The 19,699-nt window shown below is 62.4% G+C and carries 17 protein-coding genes; 4 read left to right on the top strand and 13 right to left on the bottom strand.

Going from position 1 to position 19,699, the window contains the following annotated elements:
• Positions 1 to 61 precede the first annotated feature (61 nt).
• From P3T16_RS17755 to P3T16_RS17740, 4 genes are all read right to left on the bottom strand, one after another.
• Positions 62 to 880, bottom strand: coding sequence for an ABC transporter permease subunit (locus P3T16_RS17755; RefSeq protein ID WP_429343357.1), 819 nt, complete (start codon positions 878 to 880; stop codon positions 62 to 64).
• Positions 880 to 1,809 (bottom strand): ABC transporter permease subunit, encoded by a 930-nt coding sequence (locus tag P3T16_RS17750; protein WP_429259426.1) that lies wholly within the window; start codon positions 1,807 to 1,809, stop codon positions 880 to 882. The genes P3T16_RS17755 and P3T16_RS17750 overlap by 1 nt, the downstream gene beginning before the upstream one ends.
• On the bottom strand, positions 1,806 to 2,972 hold the full coding sequence (locus P3T16_RS17745; protein WP_429259427.1) for an ABC transporter ATP-binding protein: 1,167 nt from the start codon (positions 2,970 to 2,972) through the stop codon (positions 1,806 to 1,808). Before P3T16_RS17745 ends, P3T16_RS17750 begins: the two co-directional genes overlap by 4 nt.
• Positions 2,973 to 3,066: 94 nt before the next feature.
• Positions 3,067 to 4,167, bottom strand: coding sequence for a polyamine ABC transporter substrate-binding protein (locus P3T16_RS17740; protein ID WP_429343251.1), 1,101 nt, complete (start codon positions 4,165 to 4,167; stop codon positions 3,067 to 3,069).
• Positions 4,168 to 4,692: 525 nt separating this feature from the next.
• Here P3T16_RS17740 and P3T16_RS17735 point away from each other — a divergent pair.
• Positions 4,693 to 6,015 carry an Nramp family divalent metal transporter gene (locus P3T16_RS17735; RefSeq protein WP_429343250.1) on the top strand — a complete coding sequence of 441 codons (1,323 nt, stop codon included), beginning with the start codon at positions 4,693 to 4,695 and terminating at the stop codon, positions 6,013 to 6,015.
• A 354-nt stretch (positions 6,016 to 6,369) separates the two neighbouring features.
• Positions 6,370 to 6,573, top strand: a complete 204-nt coding sequence (locus P3T16_RS17730; protein ID WP_429343249.1) for a DUF1289 domain-containing protein — start codon at positions 6,370 to 6,372, stop codon at positions 6,571 to 6,573.
• Positions 6,574 to 6,648: 75 nt separating this feature from the next.
• Here P3T16_RS17730 and P3T16_RS17725 read toward each other — a convergent pair whose 3' ends face one another.
• From P3T16_RS17725 to P3T16_RS17710, 4 genes are all read right to left on the bottom strand, one after another.
• Positions 6,649 to 7,314, bottom strand: a complete 666-nt coding sequence (locus P3T16_RS17725) for an OmpW/AlkL family protein (RefSeq protein ID WP_429343248.1) — start codon at positions 7,312 to 7,314, stop codon at positions 6,649 to 6,651.
• 71 nt (positions 7,315 to 7,385) lie between these two features.
• Positions 7,386 to 8,576 (bottom strand): NAD(P)H-dependent flavin oxidoreductase, encoded by a 1,191-nt coding sequence (locus P3T16_RS17720; protein WP_429259432.1) that lies wholly within the window; start codon positions 8,574 to 8,576, stop codon positions 7,386 to 7,388.
• 281 nt (positions 8,577 to 8,857) lie between these two features.
• Positions 8,858 to 10,450, bottom strand: coding sequence for an ABC-F family ATPase (locus P3T16_RS17715; RefSeq protein WP_429259433.1), 1,593 nt, complete (start codon positions 10,448 to 10,450; stop codon positions 8,858 to 8,860).
• Positions 10,451 to 10,541: 91 nt separating this feature from the next.
• Positions 10,542 to 11,471: an NAD(P)-dependent oxidoreductase gene (locus P3T16_RS17710; RefSeq protein ID WP_429343247.1), complete on the bottom strand. Its 930-nt coding sequence runs from the start codon at positions 11,469 to 11,471 to the stop codon at positions 10,542 to 10,544.
• Positions 11,472 to 11,646: 175 nt separating this feature from the next.
• Between P3T16_RS17710 and P3T16_RS17705 the strand changes: the two genes are divergently transcribed.
• A complete protein-coding gene (locus P3T16_RS17705) occupies positions 11,647 to 11,856 on the top strand; it encodes a dodecin (protein WP_429259435.1) in 210 nt (69 codons plus the stop codon).
• A 170-nt stretch (positions 11,857 to 12,026) separates the two neighbouring features.
• Here the strand turns inward: P3T16_RS17705 and P3T16_RS17700 are convergent, their stop codons facing one another.
• The 4 genes from P3T16_RS17700 to P3T16_RS17685 all read right to left on the bottom strand — a co-directional run bounded on the left by P3T16_RS17700 (position 12,027) and on the right by P3T16_RS17685 (position 16,942).
• A complete protein-coding gene (locus tag P3T16_RS17700) occupies positions 12,027 to 13,118 on the bottom strand; it encodes a BMP family ABC transporter substrate-binding protein (RefSeq protein WP_429343246.1) in 1,092 nt (363 codons plus the stop codon).
• A 71-nt stretch (positions 13,119 to 13,189) separates the two neighbouring features.
• Positions 13,190 to 14,119, bottom strand: coding sequence for an ABC transporter permease (locus P3T16_RS17695; RefSeq protein WP_429259437.1), 930 nt, complete (start codon positions 14,117 to 14,119; stop codon positions 13,190 to 13,192).
• 16 nt (positions 14,120 to 14,135) lie between these two features.
• Positions 14,136 to 15,242 carry an ABC transporter permease gene (locus P3T16_RS17690; protein WP_429259438.1) on the bottom strand — a complete coding sequence of 369 codons (1,107 nt, stop codon included), beginning with the start codon at positions 15,240 to 15,242 and terminating at the stop codon, positions 14,136 to 14,138.
• A gap of 74 nt (positions 15,243 to 15,316) precedes the next feature.
• Complete coding sequence (locus tag P3T16_RS17685; protein ID WP_429343245.1) at positions 15,317 to 16,942, bottom strand: ABC transporter ATP-binding protein; 1,626 nt, start codon at positions 16,940 to 16,942, stop codon at positions 15,317 to 15,319.
• 254 nt (positions 16,943 to 17,196) lie between these two features.
• Between P3T16_RS17685 and P3T16_RS17680 the strand changes: the two genes are divergently transcribed.
• Entirely contained in the window at positions 17,197 to 18,129 is a 933-nt protein-coding gene (locus tag P3T16_RS17680; protein ID WP_429259440.1) for a LysR substrate-binding domain-containing protein, read from the top strand.
• 77 nt (positions 18,130 to 18,206) lie between these two features.
• Here the strand turns inward: P3T16_RS17680 and P3T16_RS17675 are convergent, their stop codons facing one another.
• Positions 18,207 to 19,595 (bottom strand): 8-oxoguanine deaminase, encoded by a 1,389-nt coding sequence (locus P3T16_RS17675; protein ID WP_429343244.1) that lies wholly within the window; start codon positions 19,593 to 19,595, stop codon positions 18,207 to 18,209.
• Positions 19,596 to 19,699 lie beyond the last annotated feature (104 nt).

Genomic DNA, 19,699 nt, shown 5'->3' with positions numbered 1-19,699 from the left:
AACACAAGGAAAGGCCAAAAAATCAGGCCAACAAAACCAGACCAGAAAAACCAAAAAACCTTTAGACCGCCAAAGCGAGTCGCCTCTTCTCTGCCTGTTGCATAAACTGATTAGCAACAATAACCCCAAAGGTGACAACCGAAATAAACAACGTAGCTAGAGCATTCATCTCAGGATTCAACCCAAGCCGCACGCGCGAGAAAACGACAAGCGGCAGCGTAGTAGACCCGGGCCCAGAAAGAAACGCCGACAACACAAGATCATCGATAGAAAGCGTAAACGACAGCAGCCACCCGGCAACCAGAGCCTGGGAAATCAACGGCAACGTAATAGCAAAGAAAACCCGAAACGGCGTAGCCCCCAGATCCAGCGCGGCCTCTTCAAGCGAAGGATTCAGATCCCGAACACGCGACTGCACAATAATCGCGACATAGGAAATGCACAGCATCACGTGCCCGATCCAGATCGTGAAAATCCCGCGGCCGGCAGGCCATCCCAGCCACTTGCCCATTTCGATGAAGAGCAGCAGCAGCGAAATCCCCTGAATGACTTCAGGAATCACGAGCGGCGCATTGATCATCCCGGTGTACAGCGTGAACCCGCGAAACCGCCCCATCCGCGCGAGCACAAACCCGGCCCATGTGCCGATGAACACCGAAGCAAACGCCGTCAGCAACCCGATTTTCAACGACAGCCACGCGGCCGCGATCAGCTCGTCATCATCCAGTAACGCCTGGTACCAGCGCACAGAAAACTTCGTCCAGACCGTCACCAGTTGCGACTCGTTGAACGAGTACACCACCAGACTCACAATCGGTACATACAGAAACAGAAAACCGATGCCAAGCGCAACGATCTGCAGAATTCGATTCGGCTTCATCAGCGCTTTTCCTCCAGCTCTTTCGCCTGCGCATACTGAAAGAACGCCATCGGCACCAGCAGCAGCAATACCATCGCGCACGTCACCGCGGACGCCATCGGCCAGTCAGCGTTATCGAAGAACTCATTCCACATCACGCGACCAATCATCAGCGTATTCGCGCCACCCAGCAGTTCCGGAATCACGTACTCACCCACCGCCGGAATGAACACCAGCAGACAGCCCGCGATAATCCCGTTCTTCGACAGCGGCAGCGTAATCTGCACAAACGCCTTCCACGGTTTCGCGCCGAGATCGTAGGCGGCTTCCAGCAGCGTCAGATCCATCTTCACCAGGTGCGCATACAGCGGCATCACGAGAAACGGCAGATACGAATACACCATGCCGATATAGACAGCCGTATTCGTGTGATACAACTCGATCGGCGCATGAATCACGCCAATCGACGTCAGGAAGTTATTGAGCAGGCCATTGTTTTTCAGAATCCCGATCCACGCGTACACGCGAATCAGAAACGATGTCCAGAAAGGCAGCATCACCGCCATCATCAGGATGTTGCGCGTCGATGGATTCGAACGCGCAATGTAATACGCCATCGGATAACCGAGCAGCAGGCACAGCAGCGTCGAAATCGCCGCCACCACCACCGAATTCACGTAGGTCGCGAAGTACAGGCTGTCAGTGACGAGAAACGCGTAATGCGACACGTCGAGCGCGATGTGAACCACGCCGTCCTTGAACGACGTCAGTTCCGTGTACGGCGGAATACCCAGCTGAAGATCGGCAAAACTGATCTTCACCACCAGCACGAACGGCACCAGGAAAAACAGCACCAGCCAGACGAACGGCCCCGCCACGACCGCCGTGCGCCCAGTCAGGCCAAAACGCCTCACGGGCCACGATGCGAACGAATTCATCGACCGTTTCATGACGTCAGCACCACACCGGCCGATGCACTCCAGCGCACGTAGATCTCGTCGCCCCATGTCGGTGTTTCGATCTCGGAGAGCGCGAGACTCGACACATTCGCAATCACCGTCTTACCGGCGTCGAGCTTCACGTGGTACAGCGAATAGCCGCCCATGTACGCGATATTCGTGATGACGCCCTTGCCCCAGTTGTACGCGCCTTCAGGCGGCTTGCGCGTGAGCGCGATGCGCTCGGGCCGCACGGAAATCGTCACGGGCATGCCGAGCGGCCCGGTGATGCCGTGATTCACATAGAGGCGGCACGGCAGGTCCGACGTTTCGATGAACACGTGATCCGGTTCGTCCTCGACGACATTGCCATCGAACAGATTCGTCGAACCGATGAATTCCGCCGAGAACCGGCTGTTCGGATATTCGTAGACTTCGTGCGGCGTGCCGAGCTGCACGATCTCGCCTTCGCTCATCACGGCGAGACGCCCCGCCATCGTCATCGCCTCTTCCTGATCGTGGGTCACCATGATGCAGGTCACACCCACGGTATCGAGAATGTTGACGAGTTCGATCTGCGTGCGCTGACGGATCTGCTTGTCGAGCGCCGACATCGGCTCGTCGAGTAGCAACAGCTTCGGCCGTTTGACGAGACTGCGCGCGAGCGCCGCACGCTGCTGCTGGCCGCCCGACAGCTGATGCGGCTTGCGCTTCGCAAAGCGGCCCATCTGCACGAGTTCGAGCGCGGTCTGCACGCGGTCGCGCAGTTCGGCCTTCGGCACGCCTTCCTGCTTGAGACCGAACGCGACGTTGGATTCGACGGTCATATGCGGAAAAAGCGCATACGACTGGAACATCATGTTCACCGGCCGGCGATACGGCGGCATCTGCGCGAGGTCTTCGCCGTCGATCAGGATCCGGCCCGACGTGACCGTTTCGAGGCCCGCAAGCATGCGCAGCAGCGTCGACTTTCCGCAGCCGGAACTGCCCAGCAACGCAAACAGCTCGCCCTTTTTGACGGACAGATCCACGCCCTTGACTGCGACTGTTTCGCCGAACTTCTTGACGACGCCGACGATCTGCACGAAGTTTTCCGCTGCTTCGTCCGCGACGAAGGAATTGCCCGGGGGCAGCGTGCCGGCCCCTGCCAGCACGCCCGACTGGTCACTACTCATGATCTGCTGCTTCGCTCCTGCGTTTGACGAACAAAGCCCCCGGTGGATACCGGGGGCTTCATGATGATGCACGATTACGTGTGTCTGCGAGGCATCAGCGGCCGGACTTGAACTCGGTCCACAGCCGCGTCTGCAGTCGTTGCACTTCCGGCGGCAACGGTTTGAGCAGGAACAGGGTCTTGATGACGTCTGCCGGCGGATACACGGCCGGATCGTTCGCAACGTCCTTATCCACGTACTTGCGCGCCTCGAGGTTCGCGCTCGGATAGTAGACCTCGTTCGTGATCGCCGCGTGGACCTGCGGCGTCTCGATGTAGTTGATCCACTCGAGCGCGGCTTCCTTGTTCTTCGCGTCCTTCGGAATCGCCATCACGTCGAACCAGACCGGAGCGCCGCCCTTCGGAATGTAATACTCGATCTTGTAGGCCTTCTTCGCTTCGACCGCCCGATGCTTCGCGATCACCACGTCGCCGGACCAGCCGTATGCGAAGCACACGTCGCCGCCCACCAGGTCGTTGATGTAACCCGACGAGTTGAACTGCGTGATGTACGGACGGATCTTCTTCATCATCGCGAGCGCGGCGCGGTAGTCGTCCGGATTCGTGCTCATCGGATCCTTGCCGATGTAATGCAGCGCGGCGGCGAACATCTGGTCGGGTGCGTCGAGCACCGACACGCCGCAGGCTTTCAGCTTCGAAATGTTTTCCGGCTTGAAGAGCACGTCCCAGTTGTCGAGCGGCACATTCTTGCCGAGGATCTGCTGGACCTTCGTCACGTTGTAGCCGAGGCCGGTCGTGCCGTATGCCCAGGGCACCGCGTACTTGTTGCCCGGATCCGCGCCGGCGACGAGCGCCATCAGCGTCGGGTCGAGATACTTGAGATTGGGGAGTTTCGATTTGTCGAGCGGCGCGAAAATGCCTGCTGCGATCTGCTTGCCAGCGTAGTTGCTGGTCGGCACGACGATGTCATAGCCCGAATTGCCCGTGAGGAGCTTGGCCTGAAGGGTGTCGTCGCTGTCGTAGTTGTCGTACTTGACCTTGACGCCGGTCTGCTTCGTGAAGTTCGGGATCGTGTCCTTGGCAATGTAATCCGACCAGTTATACACATTCAACTGCGTATCTTTTGCTGCGGCCGTAACCCACGGCGCCGCGCACAGCACAAGCGCCGCCAGCCGGCCCATTACCTGTTTATTCATCCCGTTCTCCGATCCTGGCCGGCTCTGCCCGGCCATTGCCCCGCTCACACCGCAGCGCTTCGCGCACGGCACCCCTGAAAAACCCGAAAACTACCACTAAATACTGCACGCTCCAAAAAAAATGGCGTGCTGTCGCGCAAAGGGTACAGCCGGAAGGCCGGCCCGGCGCTGGCGCCGGCCTTCACGAGGGCGATGCCAGCATTGCAAAATTGGGCGCAATTTTATCGGGTTATCGGCGCATGTCCACCCGAAAAAAACCCCATCGCCTATGTTTTTACCAAAGGTCCTGCTTTCAGAACATTACCGCTGATGGACTCACCGCGGCATGCTTTCGTGCGCAAGGCGATTGACAGGTAAGGTTACGGCGCGACTTCGCACGCGCTGGGGCGGCGATACCGGCTTCTCGCCGGGTCGCTCGTCACGATGCCCGTCAGCTTCTGAGCGAATCACGGTCCGGATGCAGGCACGGTGCCTGCGCTTTGCCTGTCCTCGCTTGCCCCTTGCGCCGGTTTGCCAGAGAACGCGATGAATACAAACCCGTTCGCGACGCGTCGCCTCCGACGCCGCCGGCGCGCTCCCGCCAGCGGCCCGGGACGGCTCGCGCCTCGACGGCCCACACACTGGTCTTCGTTTGTCGGCCCTGGCGCGCTGATCGCCGTCGGCTATATGGATCCCGGCAACTGGGCGACGGCGCTGGCGGGCGGCGCGAGCTTCGGCTACCGGCTGCTCAGCGTCGTGCTGCTGTCGAGCCTGATGGGGATGCTGCTGCAGTGGGTGTCGTCGCGGCTGGGCGTCGTGACGGGACGTGACCTTGCGCAGGTGTGTCGCGAGCGCTTCAGCCGACGCGTCACGCGCTTCCTGTGGCTCACGAGCGAAGTCGCGATTATCGCCTGCGATGTCGCAGAAGTCGTCGGCAGCGCGGTTGCGTTGCAACTGCTGCTCGGCGTGTCGCTGACGGTCGGCGTGCTGCTCTCGGCGGTCGGCACCTTCACGATGCTCGCACTCCAGCACCGCGGACGACGCACACTCGAAGCGAGCGTCGTCGCGCTGATCATATTCGTCGGGCTGTGCTTCGTCGTCGAGCTGGCGCTCGCGCGGCCCGACTGGCATGCGGCGCTCGCCGGCGTCGTGCCGGATGCCGACCTGCTGCGCAACGCGGGCATGGTGTGGCTCGCGGCGGGCATCCTCGGCGCGACGGTGATGCCGCACAACCTGTATCTGCACTCGGCGCTCGTCAAAACCCACGCGCCGGATGGCGACGACGCCGGTATCGCGAACGCGTTACGCGGCGTCAACTACGACACCTTCGGCTCGCTGTCGTTCGCGTTCGTCATCAACGCGGCGCTCCTGATCGTCGCTGCGGCGGTTTTCCACGCCAGCGGCCATCGCGACGTGACGGATCTCGCCGACGCGCATCGGCTGATTGCGCCGATCGTCGGCACGCACTGGGCGGCGATTCTCTTCGCGGCGGCGCTGCTCGCATGCGGGTTGAGCGCGACCGTAACCGGCACACTCGCGGGCCAGGCAGTCATGGAAGGCTTCCTGGAACTGCGCCTGTCGCGCTGGCAACGCGCGCTGCTGACGCGCTCGCTGGCGATGGGCCCGGCGCTGCTGGCCGTCACGATGTTCGGCCAGCACGGCTCGAACCAGTTACTTGTGGCAAGCCAGGTGGTGCTGAGCCTGCAACTGCCACTCGCGGTCGTGCCGTTGATCAGCTTCGCGTCGAGCCGGCCCCTGATGGGAAGCTGGCGCGTGCACGGCATGGCGCTCGTGCTGTCGTGGCTTTCGGCCGCGGGGATCCTGACGCTCAATGGCGCGTTGCTGTGGCAACTGGTGCTGGCGGAATGACGTCCTGCTGCGCGCCTTTCAATCCGTCTCGACCGTTTTTTAAGCCGTCTCTTACAATGCAATCACTCTTCGCCTGGCCTGCCTGGCGAAGTGGCTCGTGCGCCTTTGTCTCGTGGCCCTGTATGAAAGCGCCTCATCCAATCGCCAGCACTGGGTTGCGCGGATCGGTTAGAGCATCGCGCGGTGATGCGCGAGTGGCGTGCGGATGATTGGCACACCCGCACGCGGTTCCCCTGATCGTGGCGGTTTCACCGGATTCCCAGGATCCGCAGATGGATCACCCGGATCGTGGATCTACCGGATCGGTTAACATGTCGGACGGTTTCCGTTCACCTTCTCCGCCCGGACATCTTCATGGCTTCAAATCTTCACGACCTTCCCGACAGCCCCTGCATCGGCGTCTGCTCGACGCTCTTCGACGAAATCTGCAAGGGTTGCGGACGCACAGCCAACGAAGTGTCGAACTGGGTGTTCCTGAGCGACGACGAAAAGCTCGCAATCTGGGAGCGCATCAAACGTGAAGGCACCGCGATGCGATTCCAGAACGACCATCTCTGACGAGGCAATTCGCGCGCGACGATCGCTGGAATGCCCGGGGCCCGGCAACTGTCACGCGCACGAACACAACGCGCGTCAGAACTTCATCCCGACGCCGATACCAACCACCAGTGGATCGATATGCAGCGTGCCCAGTGAGGTGCCGCCGAGCGATGCATCGGTGCGCATCCAGATCTTCTTGACGTCGGCGTTGATGAACAGATTCTTCGCCACCTGCACATCGACACCCGCCTGCAAAGCCGGCCCGAAACTATGGTTGCTGATCGAGATCGGCTGGCCACCTGCGTTCAGGCCGTTGTTGTAGAACAAGGTGTAGTTCAACCCGGCACCGACATACGGCCGCACCGTGCTCTGATGGTTGAAGTGGTATTGCAGCAGCAGCGTGGGCGGCAATACGTTCACGCCACCCAGCCCGCCGAGATTTGACGTCAGCTGATGCCGCGACGTGCCCAGAATCAGCTCGACGCCGATGTTGTCGCGAATCATGTAAGTGAAGTCGAGCTCCGGCACCGTTGCGTTGTTGACGTCGACATTCAGCGCCGACAACGTATTGTTCGTGCCGACCTGCGGCAGGATGCTGATGGCCCGCAGACGCACGAGTACGTCACCTGCGTGAATGCCACCTTCCGACGTTGCCTGGGACGTTGCCTGGGACGCTGCCTCAGCTGCAACAGCCTGCATCGCCACGCACATGCTCAGCGCGCATACAACCGCGCCTACCCCGTTGAATCGTTTCTTCATGTTGTCTTTCCTCGTTGTCATAAAGCCCCTACATTCTCCAGGGCCTTAGGACCAGTCGTCGTTGACTGGCGTCAACGAAGCGAGAAGGCACCATGACGTGCGACAGGCGGTCGCGCCGCGCCTGTCAGCAACAGTTCGAGCAGGTCATGCACGCTGCGGATCGCGTTGCCAAACGGTAGCGCTTCGCGACCGCGAAAGAACAGGCCGTTCGTGACGTCGCCACGCAGCGCTGCAGCGAGGCGCGTGTCGATACAGAAGTGTCCAAACTTTTCGATGCCGTCACGCAGGCCACACGCGCTCAGACACTCAAGCGCGGTTGGACACGCGTGTTTGAGTGCACCGATCTTCGTGCGGATGCGCTCCTCGTGCCGCAGATAGCGCGTGAGCCACGGCGTTTTGACGGCACGTGCAGGAAGCCCCGTCACGCTGACGAATTCGACGATGTCTTCCGGCGTCGCTTCGGCCAGCACGCGCTTGAAATCGGGATGCGCATCGCCCTCCTCGGTCACGGCGAACGGTGTGCCGAGTTGCACACCATTCGCGCCCGCCGCGAGGCACGCGCGCACGGCCTCGTGACTATTGATGCCACCCGCGACGATCAGCGGCACGTCGTCGCGGCTGAGACCCAGCGAGGCGAACACCGCCTGCATTTCGTCGAGTACGCGGGCAAATTCGAAGCGACCGTCGTGCATGTCCGCGAGATTCGTGACGCCGAGATGGCCGCCCGCATGTGCGGGATGCTCGATCACGATGGCATCCGGCAGACGGCCCTTCTTCATCCATTTTTTGAGCACGAGCGCCGCGCCACGGCTGTCCGACAGGATTGGAACAAGCGCGACGTCGTACGCGTGTGTCAGATCCGGCAGATCCAGCGGCAAGCCTGCTCCCATGACGATCGCGTCCGCACCGTTTTCGCACGCGACACGCACGTAGTCGGCATGCGCGTTGACCGCTTTCATCACGTTGACGGCGATCATGCCGCGCCCTTCGCTCAGCAGGCGCGCGGCCCTGATTTCGCGTGCGAGCGCGGTGAGGTTCGCGCGTTCGAGCGTCTCGCGATCCGGATGGACACGGCACTGTTCGACGAGATCCGCGTGATGGTGCCGCAGATCGATGCTCGCGATCGTGCCTAACGCGCCTTCACGGGCGACGCTGCCAGCGAGCCGGTGCGCCGAGATGCCGACGCCCATGCCGCCCTGCACGACCGGCAACAGCGAACGGCCGCGAATCACGAGTGGGGGAAAAGAATGCGATGGAAACATGAGAACCCCGCGTCGTCGACCTAAAACGTCCATAGTCGCGAATGGGCCAAACCTTGCATTGCGCGAGGTCAAACAGAAAGAGCGCGCGTCGTGTCGAGCACGCGCTCTGTTGATTCAGATCACTGGCGATGCAAATAGCAATGGCTTTGCAACACTGTCACGCGGGGGGCTCGTCGGCGCCGGTCGACGCTGCACGCGCCCGCCCATGAAAAAAGCCCGCTTCGGATGAAGCGGGCTTTCTCGATACTACCGGGACCTGCTGGGACCTGTGTGCGTTGTGATTACTGCACGCCCTGGCTCAACAGGAAATCTTCGTAATTACCGCCGAAGTCGTTCAGCGTGCCGTTCGTACGCACTTCGATGATCCGGTTCGCGAGGCCGCTCACGAATTCACGGTCGTGCGAAACGAAGATCAGCGTGCCTTCGTACTTCTCGAGCGCGATCTGCAGCGACTCGATCGACTCCATGTCCATGTGGTTGGTCGGCTCGTCCATCAGCAGGACGTTGTGCCGGCCGAGCATCAGCTTGCCCCAGATCATGCGGCCTTTCTCACCACCCGACAGCACCTTCACCGACTTGCGGATGTCGTCCGCATTGAACAGCAGACGGCCGAGCGTGCCACGCACCGACTGCTCGTCATCGCCTTCCTGACGATAGTTGTCGATCCAGTCCATCAGCGTGATGTCGTCCGGAAACTCTTCGTATGTGTCCTGTGGCATGTAACCGATGTTTGCGTTTTCCGCCCACTTCACCGTGCCGTGATCGAGTTCGAGCTTGCCGCGCAACGAACGCAGCAGCGTTGTCTTGCCCGCGCCGTTCTCGCCGATGATCGCGATGCGCTCGCCCGGCTGCACGCTCAGGTTGAAGTTCTGGAAGATCGTGCGGTCGTACTTCTTCGTGATCGTGTCGGCAACCACCGCGATGTTGTGCAGCTTCTTCTCGTACTCGAAGCGGATAAACGGATTCTGCCGCGACGACGGCTTGAATTCCTCGATCTTGATCTTCTCGATCTGCTTCGCGCGGCTCGTGGCCTGACGCGCCTTCGACTTGTTCGCCGAGAAGCGGCGCACGAAGTCCTGCAGATCCGCGACGCGTTCCTTCGCCTTCGCGTTGGCCGCCTGCTGGCGCTCACGCGCCTGCGTGCTGGCGAGCATGTAGTCGTCGTAGTTGCCCGGATAGACCTTCAGCGTGCCGTAGTCCATGTCGGCCATGTGCGTGCAGACCTGGTTCAGGAAATGTCGATCGTGCGAGATGATGATCATCGTCGAGTTGTACTGGTTGAGCACGTCTTCCAGCCAGCGGATCGAGTTGATGTCCAGGTTGTTGGTCGGTTCATCCAGCAGCAGCACGTCCGGCTTCGAGAACAGCGCCTGCGCGAGCAGCACACGCAGCTTCCAGCCCGGCGCGACGTTGCTCATCGGGCCGTTGTGGTCGGCAATCGCGATGCCGATGCCGAGCAGCAGTTCGCCCGCGCGCGCTTCTGCCGTGTAGCCGTCGTACTCGGCGAACCTCGCTTCGAGTTCGGCGGCATGCATGTAGTCGTCGTCGGTGGCGTCCGGGTTCGCGTAGATCGCGTCGCGCTCGGTCATCGCAGCCCACATTTCGGTGTGGCCCATCATGACGACGTCGAGCACGCGCACGTCTTCGTACGCAAACTGGTCCTGGCGCAACTTGCCGAGGCGCACGTTTGGTTCGAGCATCACGTTGCCCGCGCTCGGTTCAAGGTCGCTGCCGAGGATCTTCATGAACGTCGACTTGCCGCAACCGTTCGCTCCGATCAGGCCATAGCGGTTACCTTCCCCGAATTTGACCGAGATATTCTCGAAGAGGGGCTTAGGCCCGAATTGCATGGTGATGTTGGCGGTAGACAGCACGGCGCGTCCTTTGAATGATATATCGGCGAAAAACCCAATATTTTAGCAGGTTATCGTGGAAATTACCTGCGGGGCACGTCTTCCGGCCCGGTTACGATCCGGCCCGGTTTGTTCCGTCGCTCCCGCCTGACGCGCGACGGCGGTCTGGCTGCAATACGTCGATAAATGCCGTGAAATCGGCATCGGCAAGACCTCCAGCAACGGCGAGCCGCAGCAGTTGCTGGACGGTGCCGGACACAGGCATCGGCGTGCCTGTTTCGACAGCCGTCGCCGCGACGGTATCGACGTCCTTCTGGAACGTCTTCAGCGCGCCCAGCGGAGCGAAGCCAGGCTGCGTCATACGTGGCACGAAGGTTTGCAGCAGCACGGAGTCGGCCCAGCCGCCCGCGAGCGCTTCAGTGAGACGCGCCGCGTCGATGCCGCTGCGCTCAGCGAGCGTCACAGCTTCGGCAATCGCAGCGACGGTCGACGTGACGATCGCCTGGTTGCACAGCTTGGTCGTCTGGCCCGCGCCTGCCGCGCCCATATGCGTCACGCGCGCGGCGTATGCCTTGACCAGCGGCGTGACGGCTTCGACGTCGGCGGCTTCTCCGCCCGCCATCACGGCCAGCGTGCCCGCTACGGCGCCCACTGTGCCACCGGAGACGGGTGCGTCGACCCAGCCCACGCCAGCCGCTGCAGCGCGCTCTGCGAGCCGCCGCGTCACGCCCGGTGGAATGCTCGAGTGATCGACGATCCAGCGCAGCTTGCCGCGCGCTCCTGCGTGTGCAGCCGGACCCAGCACGCCGTGGTCGCCGAACACGACCGCTTCGACCGCCGCCGCGTCGGCGACGCACAGCACGATAGCTTCGGCGTGCCCGACCAGCTCACGTGGCGTATCGACGACCTGTGCGCCGTCCGCCTGCAATGCCTCTGACTTCGCGCGCGTGCGGTTCCAGACATGCACCGTATGTCCGGCGCGCAGTAAATGCCTGATCATCGGCGCGCCCATCAGGCCGGGGCCACAGAATCCGATTTCCACGGTGTCGTTCCTTATGAGTCGGGTTTTGAAGTCAGGGCGATGATACCGCCCGGCGCGCGGCGTGGAACGCGGAGCGCCGGGCCGGGCACGCTATGTGCGGACTGAACGCCAGCGTGCTCGCGGTCCGCCGATGGCCGCACCATTGCCTATACTTTCTTCAACCCAAGGAGGGCTCATGAAAGACCACGTCTACAAGCAGATCGAGCTGACGGGATCATCGACGCAATCGAGCGATGACGCCGTGCGCATTGCGATCGAAAAAGCAGGGAAGACGCTGCGCAACCTGCACTGGTTCCAGGTCACTGAGACACGCGGACAGATCGAGGACGACAAAGTCGTCCACTGGCAGGTAACGCTCAAGGTCGGCCTGCGGATCGACGATTAGCGCATCCCATCCAGGTTCGCGTCGGCCCGCGCGATTGCGATTGCGCACGCCGCGCGCAACAAAAAGGGCTGTGCCCATTCAGAACACAGCCCCTGAAAGCAGCGACCTCAAAAGGCCGCCGCCTGGTCGAACATTGGCGTCCCGCGAAGATCGCAGGACGCTGTGACGCGTTACTTCGGCAGCGAGCCGTCCACGCCTTCCACGTACCAGTTGATCCGTTGCAGTTCCGGATCGGTCAGCGTCTTGCCAGCCGGAACCTTCACGCTGCCCGCCTGATCCTTGATCGGGCCGGTGAATACGTCCCACTTGCCGCCTGCGAGCTCGGTGCGCTTCGCATCGACATCCTTCTGCGCATTGGCCGGAATCGCGCCCGTGTTCAGGTCTTCCAGGTTGACGGCCTTCTGCGGAATGCCCCACCACACCGGGTCGTTCTTCCACTTGCCGTCCAGCACCTGCTGGATCGCCGCGTTGTAGTACACGCCCCAATGCGCGACCACCGAACCCAGGTGAGCTTCAGGACCGAACTTCTTCATGTCCGAATCCCAGCCGAACGCGTGCACGTGCTTTTCCGAAGCCGTTGCGAGCGTCGCGCTCGAATCGGTGTTCTGCAGCAGCACATCGGCGCCCTGCCCGATCAGCGTTTCAGCCGCCTGCTTTTCCTTGCCCGGATCGAACCAGCTGTTGATCCAGATGACCTTCGTGTGAATCTTCGGATTCACCGAGCGTGCGCCGAGCGTGTAGGCGTTGATGTTGCGCACCACTTCCGGAATCGGTACCGATGCCACGAAGCCGAGCGTGTTGGTCTTCGTCACGTAGCCCGCGGCAACGCCCGCCAGATACGCGCCCTGGTACATCCGCACGTCATACGTGCCGAAGTTCGGAGCCTTCTTGTAGCCGGTCGCGTGCAGGAACACCGTATCCGGGAAGTCCTTCGCGACCTTCAGTTCAAAGTCCTGGAAGCCGAAGCTCGAACCGATGATGATCTTGTTGCCCTTGTTCGCCAGATCGCGGAACACGCGTTCCGAGTCAGCCGATTCGGGTACGTTTTCCACGCGCGTGATCTTGACCTTGCTACCGAACTTCGCCTCGGCTTCCTTCGAGCCCTGATCGTGCGCGAAGGTCCAGCCGGCGTCGCCCGGGTTGCCGAGGTAGACGAACGCGACGCCCGGGGCATCGGCAGCGCGTGCGGTTTCCGTCAGCGTCGCCCCGAGGCTCAGCGTGGCGGCTGCCAGCGCGAGCGCGGTCAGCATTTTTCTTCTCATCGTGGTTTCTCCTGTCGTGTAATTCGAATGTTCAAAGCGTTTATGTGACGCGTCAAGGGCGCATCGCGTTGTCAGCCCGCGGCAAAGAAAGGTTTGCCGAGCGACGCCGGCGCGTTCAGGCGGATCGTATTCGGGTTGCGCGAGATCAGCACCAGCACGACGACGGTCGCGATATACGGCGTCATCGCGAGGAACTGCGTCGGGATTGGCACGCCGATCGCCTGCGCGTAGAACTGCAGGCCCGTGACCGCGCCGAACAGCAGCGCGCCAATCAGGAGGCGCCCCGGCCGCCATGTCGCGAACACGACGAGCGCGAGCGCGATCCAGCCGCGGCCGGATGTCAACTGTTCCTGCCACAGATGCAGATTCACGATCGAGTAGTAGCCGCCCGCGAGGCCTGCCATGCCGCCGCCGAAGAGCGTCGCGCCGTAACGCACGCCAATCACCGGAAAGCCGACCGAGTGCGCGACCGCCGGCGATTCGCCGACCGAGCGCAGCACGAGCCCGGCGCGCGTGCGGTACAGGAACCAGCCGATCACGACGAACATCGCGAATGCGAGGTAATCGAGCGGCGTGAGGCTGAAAAACGCTGGCCCTATCACGGGAATCTTCGAGAGCCCCGGAATCGTCCACGTTTCGATCGTCGCGCGCACGGCCGCCGACGTGTAGGGCTTGCCGACATAGGCCGACAGGCCGATGCCGAAGATGGTCAGCGAGAGCCCGGTGGCGACCTGGTTGGCGAGCATCGTCAACGTCAGAAACGCGAATAGCAGCGCCATCGCGAGACCCGCGGCGATTGCGGCGACGACGCCGAGCCACGGGCTGCCGGTAATCGCGGTGACCGCGTAGCCGCTGACGGCGCCCATCAGCATCATCCCTTCGACGCCCAGGTTGAGTACGCCCGACTTCTCGGTGACGAGTTCGCCCGCGCCCGCGAACATCAGCGGAATGGCGGCGGCGACGGCGCTCGAGGTGAGCGCGCTGGCTTGTTGAATGTCCATGGAGATCGTCGGGAAATCAGTGGGTCGATGCGGCCACGGTGTGGCGGCGCACGCGGTAGTTCACGAACAGGTCGGCGCCCAGCAGGCAGAACAGCAGCAGCCCCTGAAACACGCCGGAGAGCGCCTGCGGCAACTGCATCGAAGTCTGCACGGCTTCGCCGCCGAGATACAGGAGCGCCATCAGCAGACTCGCCAGCACGATGCCGACCGGATGCAACCGCCCAACGAACACGACGATGATCGCGGTGAAGCCGTAGCCGGGCGACCACGTCGCCTGCAACTGGCCGATCGGACCGGCGATCTCGCCCATGCCGGCGAGGCCCGCGAGCGCGCCGCTGATCAGGAGCGACGTCCAGATCGTCTTCTTGTCGGAGAAGCCGGCGTAGCGCGCGGCGAGCGGCGCAAGACCGCCGACGTTCATCCGGTAGCCCGCGAAGCTCTTGCGCATAAACACCCACACGACCGGGATCGCGATCAGCGTGACAATGATCGACGCGTTCAGACGCGTGCCGCGCAGGAATTTCCAGTGCCAGTCGCCGGCGAAGGTCGGATAGAGTGCGTCGCCGCTGAACATTTCCGACAGCGGGAAGTTCATGCCCTGCGGATCGCGCCACGGGCCACTCACGAGCCAGATCAAAAGCTGCGTCGCGACGTAGGTGAACATCAGGCTCGTCAGGATTTCGTTCGTGTTGAAGCGGCTTTTGAGCAGCGCGGGAATCGCGGCCCACGCCATGCCGGCCAGCATGCCGGCGATCATCATCAGGAACAGGATCCACCACCCGGTCGACTGGTCGAACCAGATCGCCACGCCGCTCGCGCCAATGCCGCCGAGGATCATCTGCCCTTCAGCGCCAATGTTCCACACATTCGCGCGATAGCCGACCGCGAGACCAAGACCGATCAGGCACAACGGCGACGCTTTCAGCAGCAGTTCTGACCAGCCATTGACGCTCGACAGCGGTTCGATGAAAAACGCATGCATTGCCTGCAGCGGATCACGCCCGACGAGACTGAAAATCAGGAAGCCGATCGCCAGCGTCAGGAGCGCGGCGATGAGCGGGACCGCAATCCGCATCGTGCGGGAGGGTGTCGTGCGCGCTTCGAGTCGGTACGGAAAAATCATGGGTAGCCGTGGTTAGCGTGTTGTTATGTGTTCGAGCGCGTATCGCGTATGGTCCGGGCTGCCGGTGCACGCGCTCAGGCGTGCGCCGGCTGTCCGGACGACGGCGGCGTGCCTTCGGCGCCGCTGTTGCGCTCGCCGAAGAGACCTGCCATCCAGCGCCCGATTTCTTCCGCGTTGGTATCGCCGGTTGCACGCACAGGCGACAGGCGGCCGCGCGCGAGCACCGCGATGCGATCGCAGATATCGAACAGCTCTTCGAGTTCTTCGGAGATCACCAGGATCGCGACGCCGCTCGCCGACAGATCCAGAAGCTGCTGCCGGATGAACGCGGCGGCGCCGACATCGACACCCCATGTCGGCTGCGCAACCACCAGTACCTTCGGCGCCTGCAGAATCTCCCGGCCGACGATGTACTTCTGCAGATTGCCGCCCGACAGGCTCTGCGCGAGCGCATCCGCACCGCCGCAGCGCACGTCGAACGAAGCGATGCAGCGGTCCGCAAACGCGCGCATTGCTTTCGTGTTGATCCAGCCGGAAGTCACCATCTTCTGACGATGCGCGGTCAGGAGCGCGTTATCGGCCAGCGACATCGCCGGTACCGCGCCGCGACCGAGTCGCTCCTCCGGCACGAACGCAAAGCCGAGTGAACGACGGCCGCCCGCGCCAAGCTTGCCCGCCGCCTTGCCGCAGATCGTGACCGCATCGGCACGCGTGCCACGTTGCTCACCGGACAACGCCGCGAGCAGTTCCGCCTGCCCGTTACCCGACACGCCGGCAATACCGAACACTTCGCCCGCGTGAACCGCGAACGACACATCGTCGAGCGACGTGCCGAACGGATCCTCGCTTGCCACCGACAGGTGCTTCACCTCGAGCAGCACGTCGCCCGGTGTATGCGCGCGGCGCTCGTAGTCAGGCAGCGAATGCCCGACCATCAGCTGCGCCAGCGACGCGTGCGTTTCCTCACGCGGCTTCACGTGGCCGGTTACGCGGCCGCCGCGCATTACCGTTGCGGTGTCGCAGAGTTCCTGGATTTCGTCGAGCTTGTGGCTGATGTAGAGAATGCTGCAGCCTTCGGACGCGAGGCGCTTCAGCGTCGCGAAGAGCTTGCGGACGGCTTGCGGCGTCAGGACGGACGTCGGCTCGTCCATGATCAGCAGACGCGGATTCTGCAGAAGGCAGCGCACGATCTCGACGCGTTGCCGCTCGCCCACCGTCAGGCTGTGCACATGACGCTGCGGATCGATATCGAGGCCGTAATCCGCCGACACTTCGCGGATGCGTTTCGAGAGCGTCTTCAGGTCGAACGGCTCATCGAGCGCAAGCGCGATGTTCTCGCCGGCGGTCAGCGTCTCGAACAGCGAGAAGTGCTGGAACACCATGCCGATGCCGAGCTTGCGCGCGGCCGCCGGGCTCGCGATCTCAACCGCCTGCCCTTCCCAGCGGATCTCGCCCGCGTCGGGACGCACCGAGCCGTAGATGATCTTCATCAACGTGCTCTTGCCCGCGCCGTTTTCGCCGAGCACCGCGTGGATTTCGCCGGGCTCGACGATGAGCGTGACGTCGTCGTTCGCGCGCACGGCCGGATATTGTTTGCTGATGCCCGACAACGCGAGACGCGGCGCGGCCGCAGCCGTGGCTGCCGGCGTGCCTGCGGGCCGTGCGGCGGCGTCGCCGCCAGAGGAAGAAATGTCGACCATGTGATTCCGTAGTACGCAGTGACTGCCAGCTGCCACGAATCCGCCAGACCCACGAAAGGCTTTCTGGACGGCGTTGCAGCCGGGTGACAATACCTAATTCGACACAACCCGTCGAGCCATCAAAATTCCCGCAAACCCGCGCCGTATCAAGGTGTTGCGGGTAAGCCACCCTTGACGGTTCTTTCTGTCCATATTAAAACGCATATACCCCCAAGCCCACTCGATCAGCCAGAACATATAACCCCGGAGAAGTCATGAGTCAGCAACGCGAGGCGATCGATACTTACTTACTACGCGTCTTGCACACGCTGTTGATGGAACGCAGCGTGACCCGCGCCGCGGTCAAGCTCAACCAGTCACAGCCTGCGATCAGCGCGGCCCTGCGGCGCCTGCGCGACATCACCGGCGACCCGCTGCTGGTGCGCGGCAAGTCCGGCATGGTGCCGACCGAGTATGGGCTGCGTCTGCTCGAACCCGTGCAGAACGCACTGCGCGAAATCGAGCGAATCAAGTTCCAGCAGCACAACTTCGATCCTGCCACGTCCATTCGTTGCTACCGCATCGGTTGCCCGGACTATCTCAACGTGCTGTTCGTGCCGACGGTCGTCGAACGCTTCCGTCAGGCCGCGCCGAACGCAACGCTCGAGTTTCACTCGCTCGGCCCGGCGTTCGACTACGAACTCGCGCTCGAAGACGGCAAGCTCGATATCGTCGTCGGTAACTGGCCGGAACCGCCTGAACAGCTGCATCTGTCGAACCTGTTCGTCGACCAGATCGTATGCCTGATGAGCAACACGCATCCGTTCGCCAAACGCGGCGGGTTGACGCTCGACCAGTATCTGAACGCCCCGCATCTCGCGCCCACGCCGTATTCGGTTGGCCAGCGCGGTGCGATCGACGTCCACCTTGCACGCGAACGGTTGAAGCGCCATGTCGTCGTGACGTTGCCCTACTTCAATCTCGCGCCGTATGTGCTCATCAAGTCCGACCTGATCTTCACGACGACGCGGCTCTTTGCCGATCACTATGCGAAATTCCTGCCGCTGACCGTCGTACCCGCGCCGCTCGATTTTCCGCCGATGCAGTACTACCAGCTGTGGCACGAACGCTGCCATTACTCCGACGAAGTACGCTGGCTCCGGAGCCTCGTCGCCGAAGCGACCCGCACGTTGATCGAAAAGCCTTAAGCGTCTGACTCATGTTTCGCATCGGCGCGCGGTGAACAGTAAGCGCCCGATGCGAAAGTCTTCCGCGAAAGCGTCGATCAGGCCGCCGCTTCGTACAGCGCTTTAGCCAGACGGTTGTGCTGCTCGATCACCGTTCCGAGTTCGACTGTCGTCAATACGCCGTCCTTCACCACCACTTTCCCGCCAATCACGCTATACGCAACCTGCGAAGGCGCGCAGAACACCAGCGCGGCAACCGGATCATGCAACGCACCAGCAAACAATGGCTGGCGCAGGTCGAACGCCACAAAGTCTGCGGCCATGCCTGGCGCCAGCGAGCCGATGTCATCCCGATTCAACACCTTCGCGCCACCGAGCGTCGCGATTTCAAGCGCTTCGCGCGCGGTCATCGCATCGGGACCAAAACCGACGCGCTGAAGCAGCAACGCCTGACGCACCTCAGCGACCATCTGCGCGCCATCGTTCGACGCGGATCCATCGACGCCCAGCCCGACCGGCACACCCGCAAGCCGCATCTTCTTCACCGGCGCGATGCCTGACGCCAGGCGCATGTTCGAACACGGACAATGCGCGACGCCCGTTCCGGTTCGCGCAAACAGTGCGATGCCCGCGTCGTCGAGCTGCACACAATGCGCGTGCCACACGTCATGCCCGACCCAACCGAGGTCTTCCGCGTACTCCGCCGGCGTCATACCGAACTTCTCGCGACTGTAGGCGATGTCATTGACATTCTCGGCCAGATGCGTGTGCAACGAAACACCATACTGCCGCGCGAGCGTCGCGGACTCGCGCATCAAGTCGCGGCTCACGGAGAACGGCGAACACGGTGCGACGACCATTCGCAACATCGCGTAACGTCCATCGTCGTGATACGTCTCGATGAGGCGCTGCGTATCCTTCAGGATGTCCGCTTCCTTCTCGACCACCGAATCCGGCGGCAATCCGCCATCCTTCTGTCCGACGCTCATGCTGCCGCGGCTCGCATGAAAACGCATGCCGATCCGCTGCGCCGCCACGATGCTGTCGTCGAGCCGGCTGCCGTTCGGGTAGATATACAGATGATCGCTCGAGGTCGTGCAACCCGAGAGCAGCAGCTCGGCCATGGCTGTCAGCGTCGACACCTCGATCATCCCGGGCGTCAGATTCGCCCATACCTTGTACAGATTCGTCAGCCAGCCGAACAGCTCGGCGTCCTGCGCGGCCGGAATGGCCCGCGTCAGGCTTTGATACATGTGGTGATGCGTGTTGATGAGCCCCGGGATCACCAGATGCCCGCGCATGTCGAACACTTCGTCCGCGGTGTCCGGCAGATCGTCCGTCGGCCCTACCGCGACGATCCGGTTGTCTTCGATATAGAGGCCGCCGTCGCGTAGTTCGCGCCTGGCGCCATCCATCGTGACCAGCACGTCGGCGTGCTTCACCAGCATCGTCCGGCCGCGCTGCCCATTCGGTTGTTGCATCGTCATTCGTGTCTCCCGATTCCCGCGAGGTTAAAACCGTTCGAACGCGATGCGGCCAGCACGCTTTCCGCGCCGCCGCGTCCTCTTCGAACGTCGTTGGCCCGGTTACC

Origin of the sequence: Paraburkholderia sp. GAS42, from assembly GCF_050436565.1 — a bacterium.
Taxonomy (GTDB): domain Bacteria; phylum Pseudomonadota; class Gammaproteobacteria; order Burkholderiales; family Burkholderiaceae; genus Paraburkholderia.
This window is presented reverse-complemented; position numbering and strand designations above follow the sequence as displayed.

Excerpts from the sequence above, each read along its gene's own strand:
- P3T16_RS17695 (WP_429259437.1), bottom strand. The coding sequence starts at position 14,119 with ATGGACATTCAACAAGCCAGCGCGCTCACCTCGAGCGCCGTCGCCGCC.
- P3T16_RS17705 (WP_429259435.1), top strand. The coding sequence starts at position 11,647 with ATGAAAGACCACGTCTACAAGCAGATCGAGCTGACGGGATCATCGACG.
- P3T16_RS17745 (WP_429259427.1), bottom strand. The coding sequence starts at position 2,972 with ATGAGTAGTGACCAGTCGGGCGTGCTGGCAGGGGCCGGCACGCTGCCC.
- P3T16_RS17685 (WP_429343245.1), bottom strand. The coding sequence starts at position 16,942 with ATGGTCGACATTTCTTCCTCTGGCGGCGACGCCGCCGCACGGCCCGCA.
- P3T16_RS17675 (WP_429343244.1), bottom strand. The coding sequence starts at position 19,595 with ATGACGATGCAACAACCGAATGGGCAGCGCGGCCGGACGATGCTGGTG.
- P3T16_RS17690 (WP_429259438.1), bottom strand. The coding sequence starts at position 15,242 with ATGATTTTTCCGTACCGACTCGAAGCGCGCACGACACCCTCCCGCACG.
- P3T16_RS17720 (WP_429259432.1), bottom strand. The coding sequence starts at position 8,576 with ATGTTTCCATCGCATTCTTTTCCCCCACTCGTGATTCGCGGCCGTTCG.
- P3T16_RS17725 (WP_429343248.1), bottom strand. The coding sequence starts at position 7,314 with ATGAAGAAACGATTCAACGGGGTAGGCGCGGTTGTATGCGCGCTGAGC.
- P3T16_RS17700 (WP_429343246.1), bottom strand. The coding sequence starts at position 13,118 with ATGAGAAGAAAAATGCTGACCGCGCTCGCGCTGGCAGCCGCCACGCTG.
- P3T16_RS17730 (WP_429343249.1), top strand. The coding sequence starts at position 6,370 with ATGGCTTCAAATCTTCACGACCTTCCCGACAGCCCCTGCATCGGCGTC.
- P3T16_RS17735 (WP_429343250.1), top strand. The coding sequence starts at position 4,693 with ATGAATACAAACCCGTTCGCGACGCGTCGCCTCCGACGCCGCCGGCGC.
- P3T16_RS17755 (WP_429343357.1), bottom strand. The coding sequence starts at position 880 with ATGAAGCCGAATCGAATTCTGCAGATCGTTGCGCTTGGCATCGGTTTT.
- P3T16_RS17750 (WP_429259426.1), bottom strand. The coding sequence starts at position 1,809 with ATGAAACGGTCGATGAATTCGTTCGCATCGTGGCCCGTGAGGCGTTTT.
- P3T16_RS17680 (WP_429259440.1), top strand. The coding sequence starts at position 17,197 with ATGAGTCAGCAACGCGAGGCGATCGATACTTACTTACTACGCGTCTTG.
- P3T16_RS17740 (WP_429343251.1), bottom strand. The coding sequence starts at position 4,167 with ATGAATAAACAGGTAATGGGCCGGCTGGCGGCGCTTGTGCTGTGCGCG.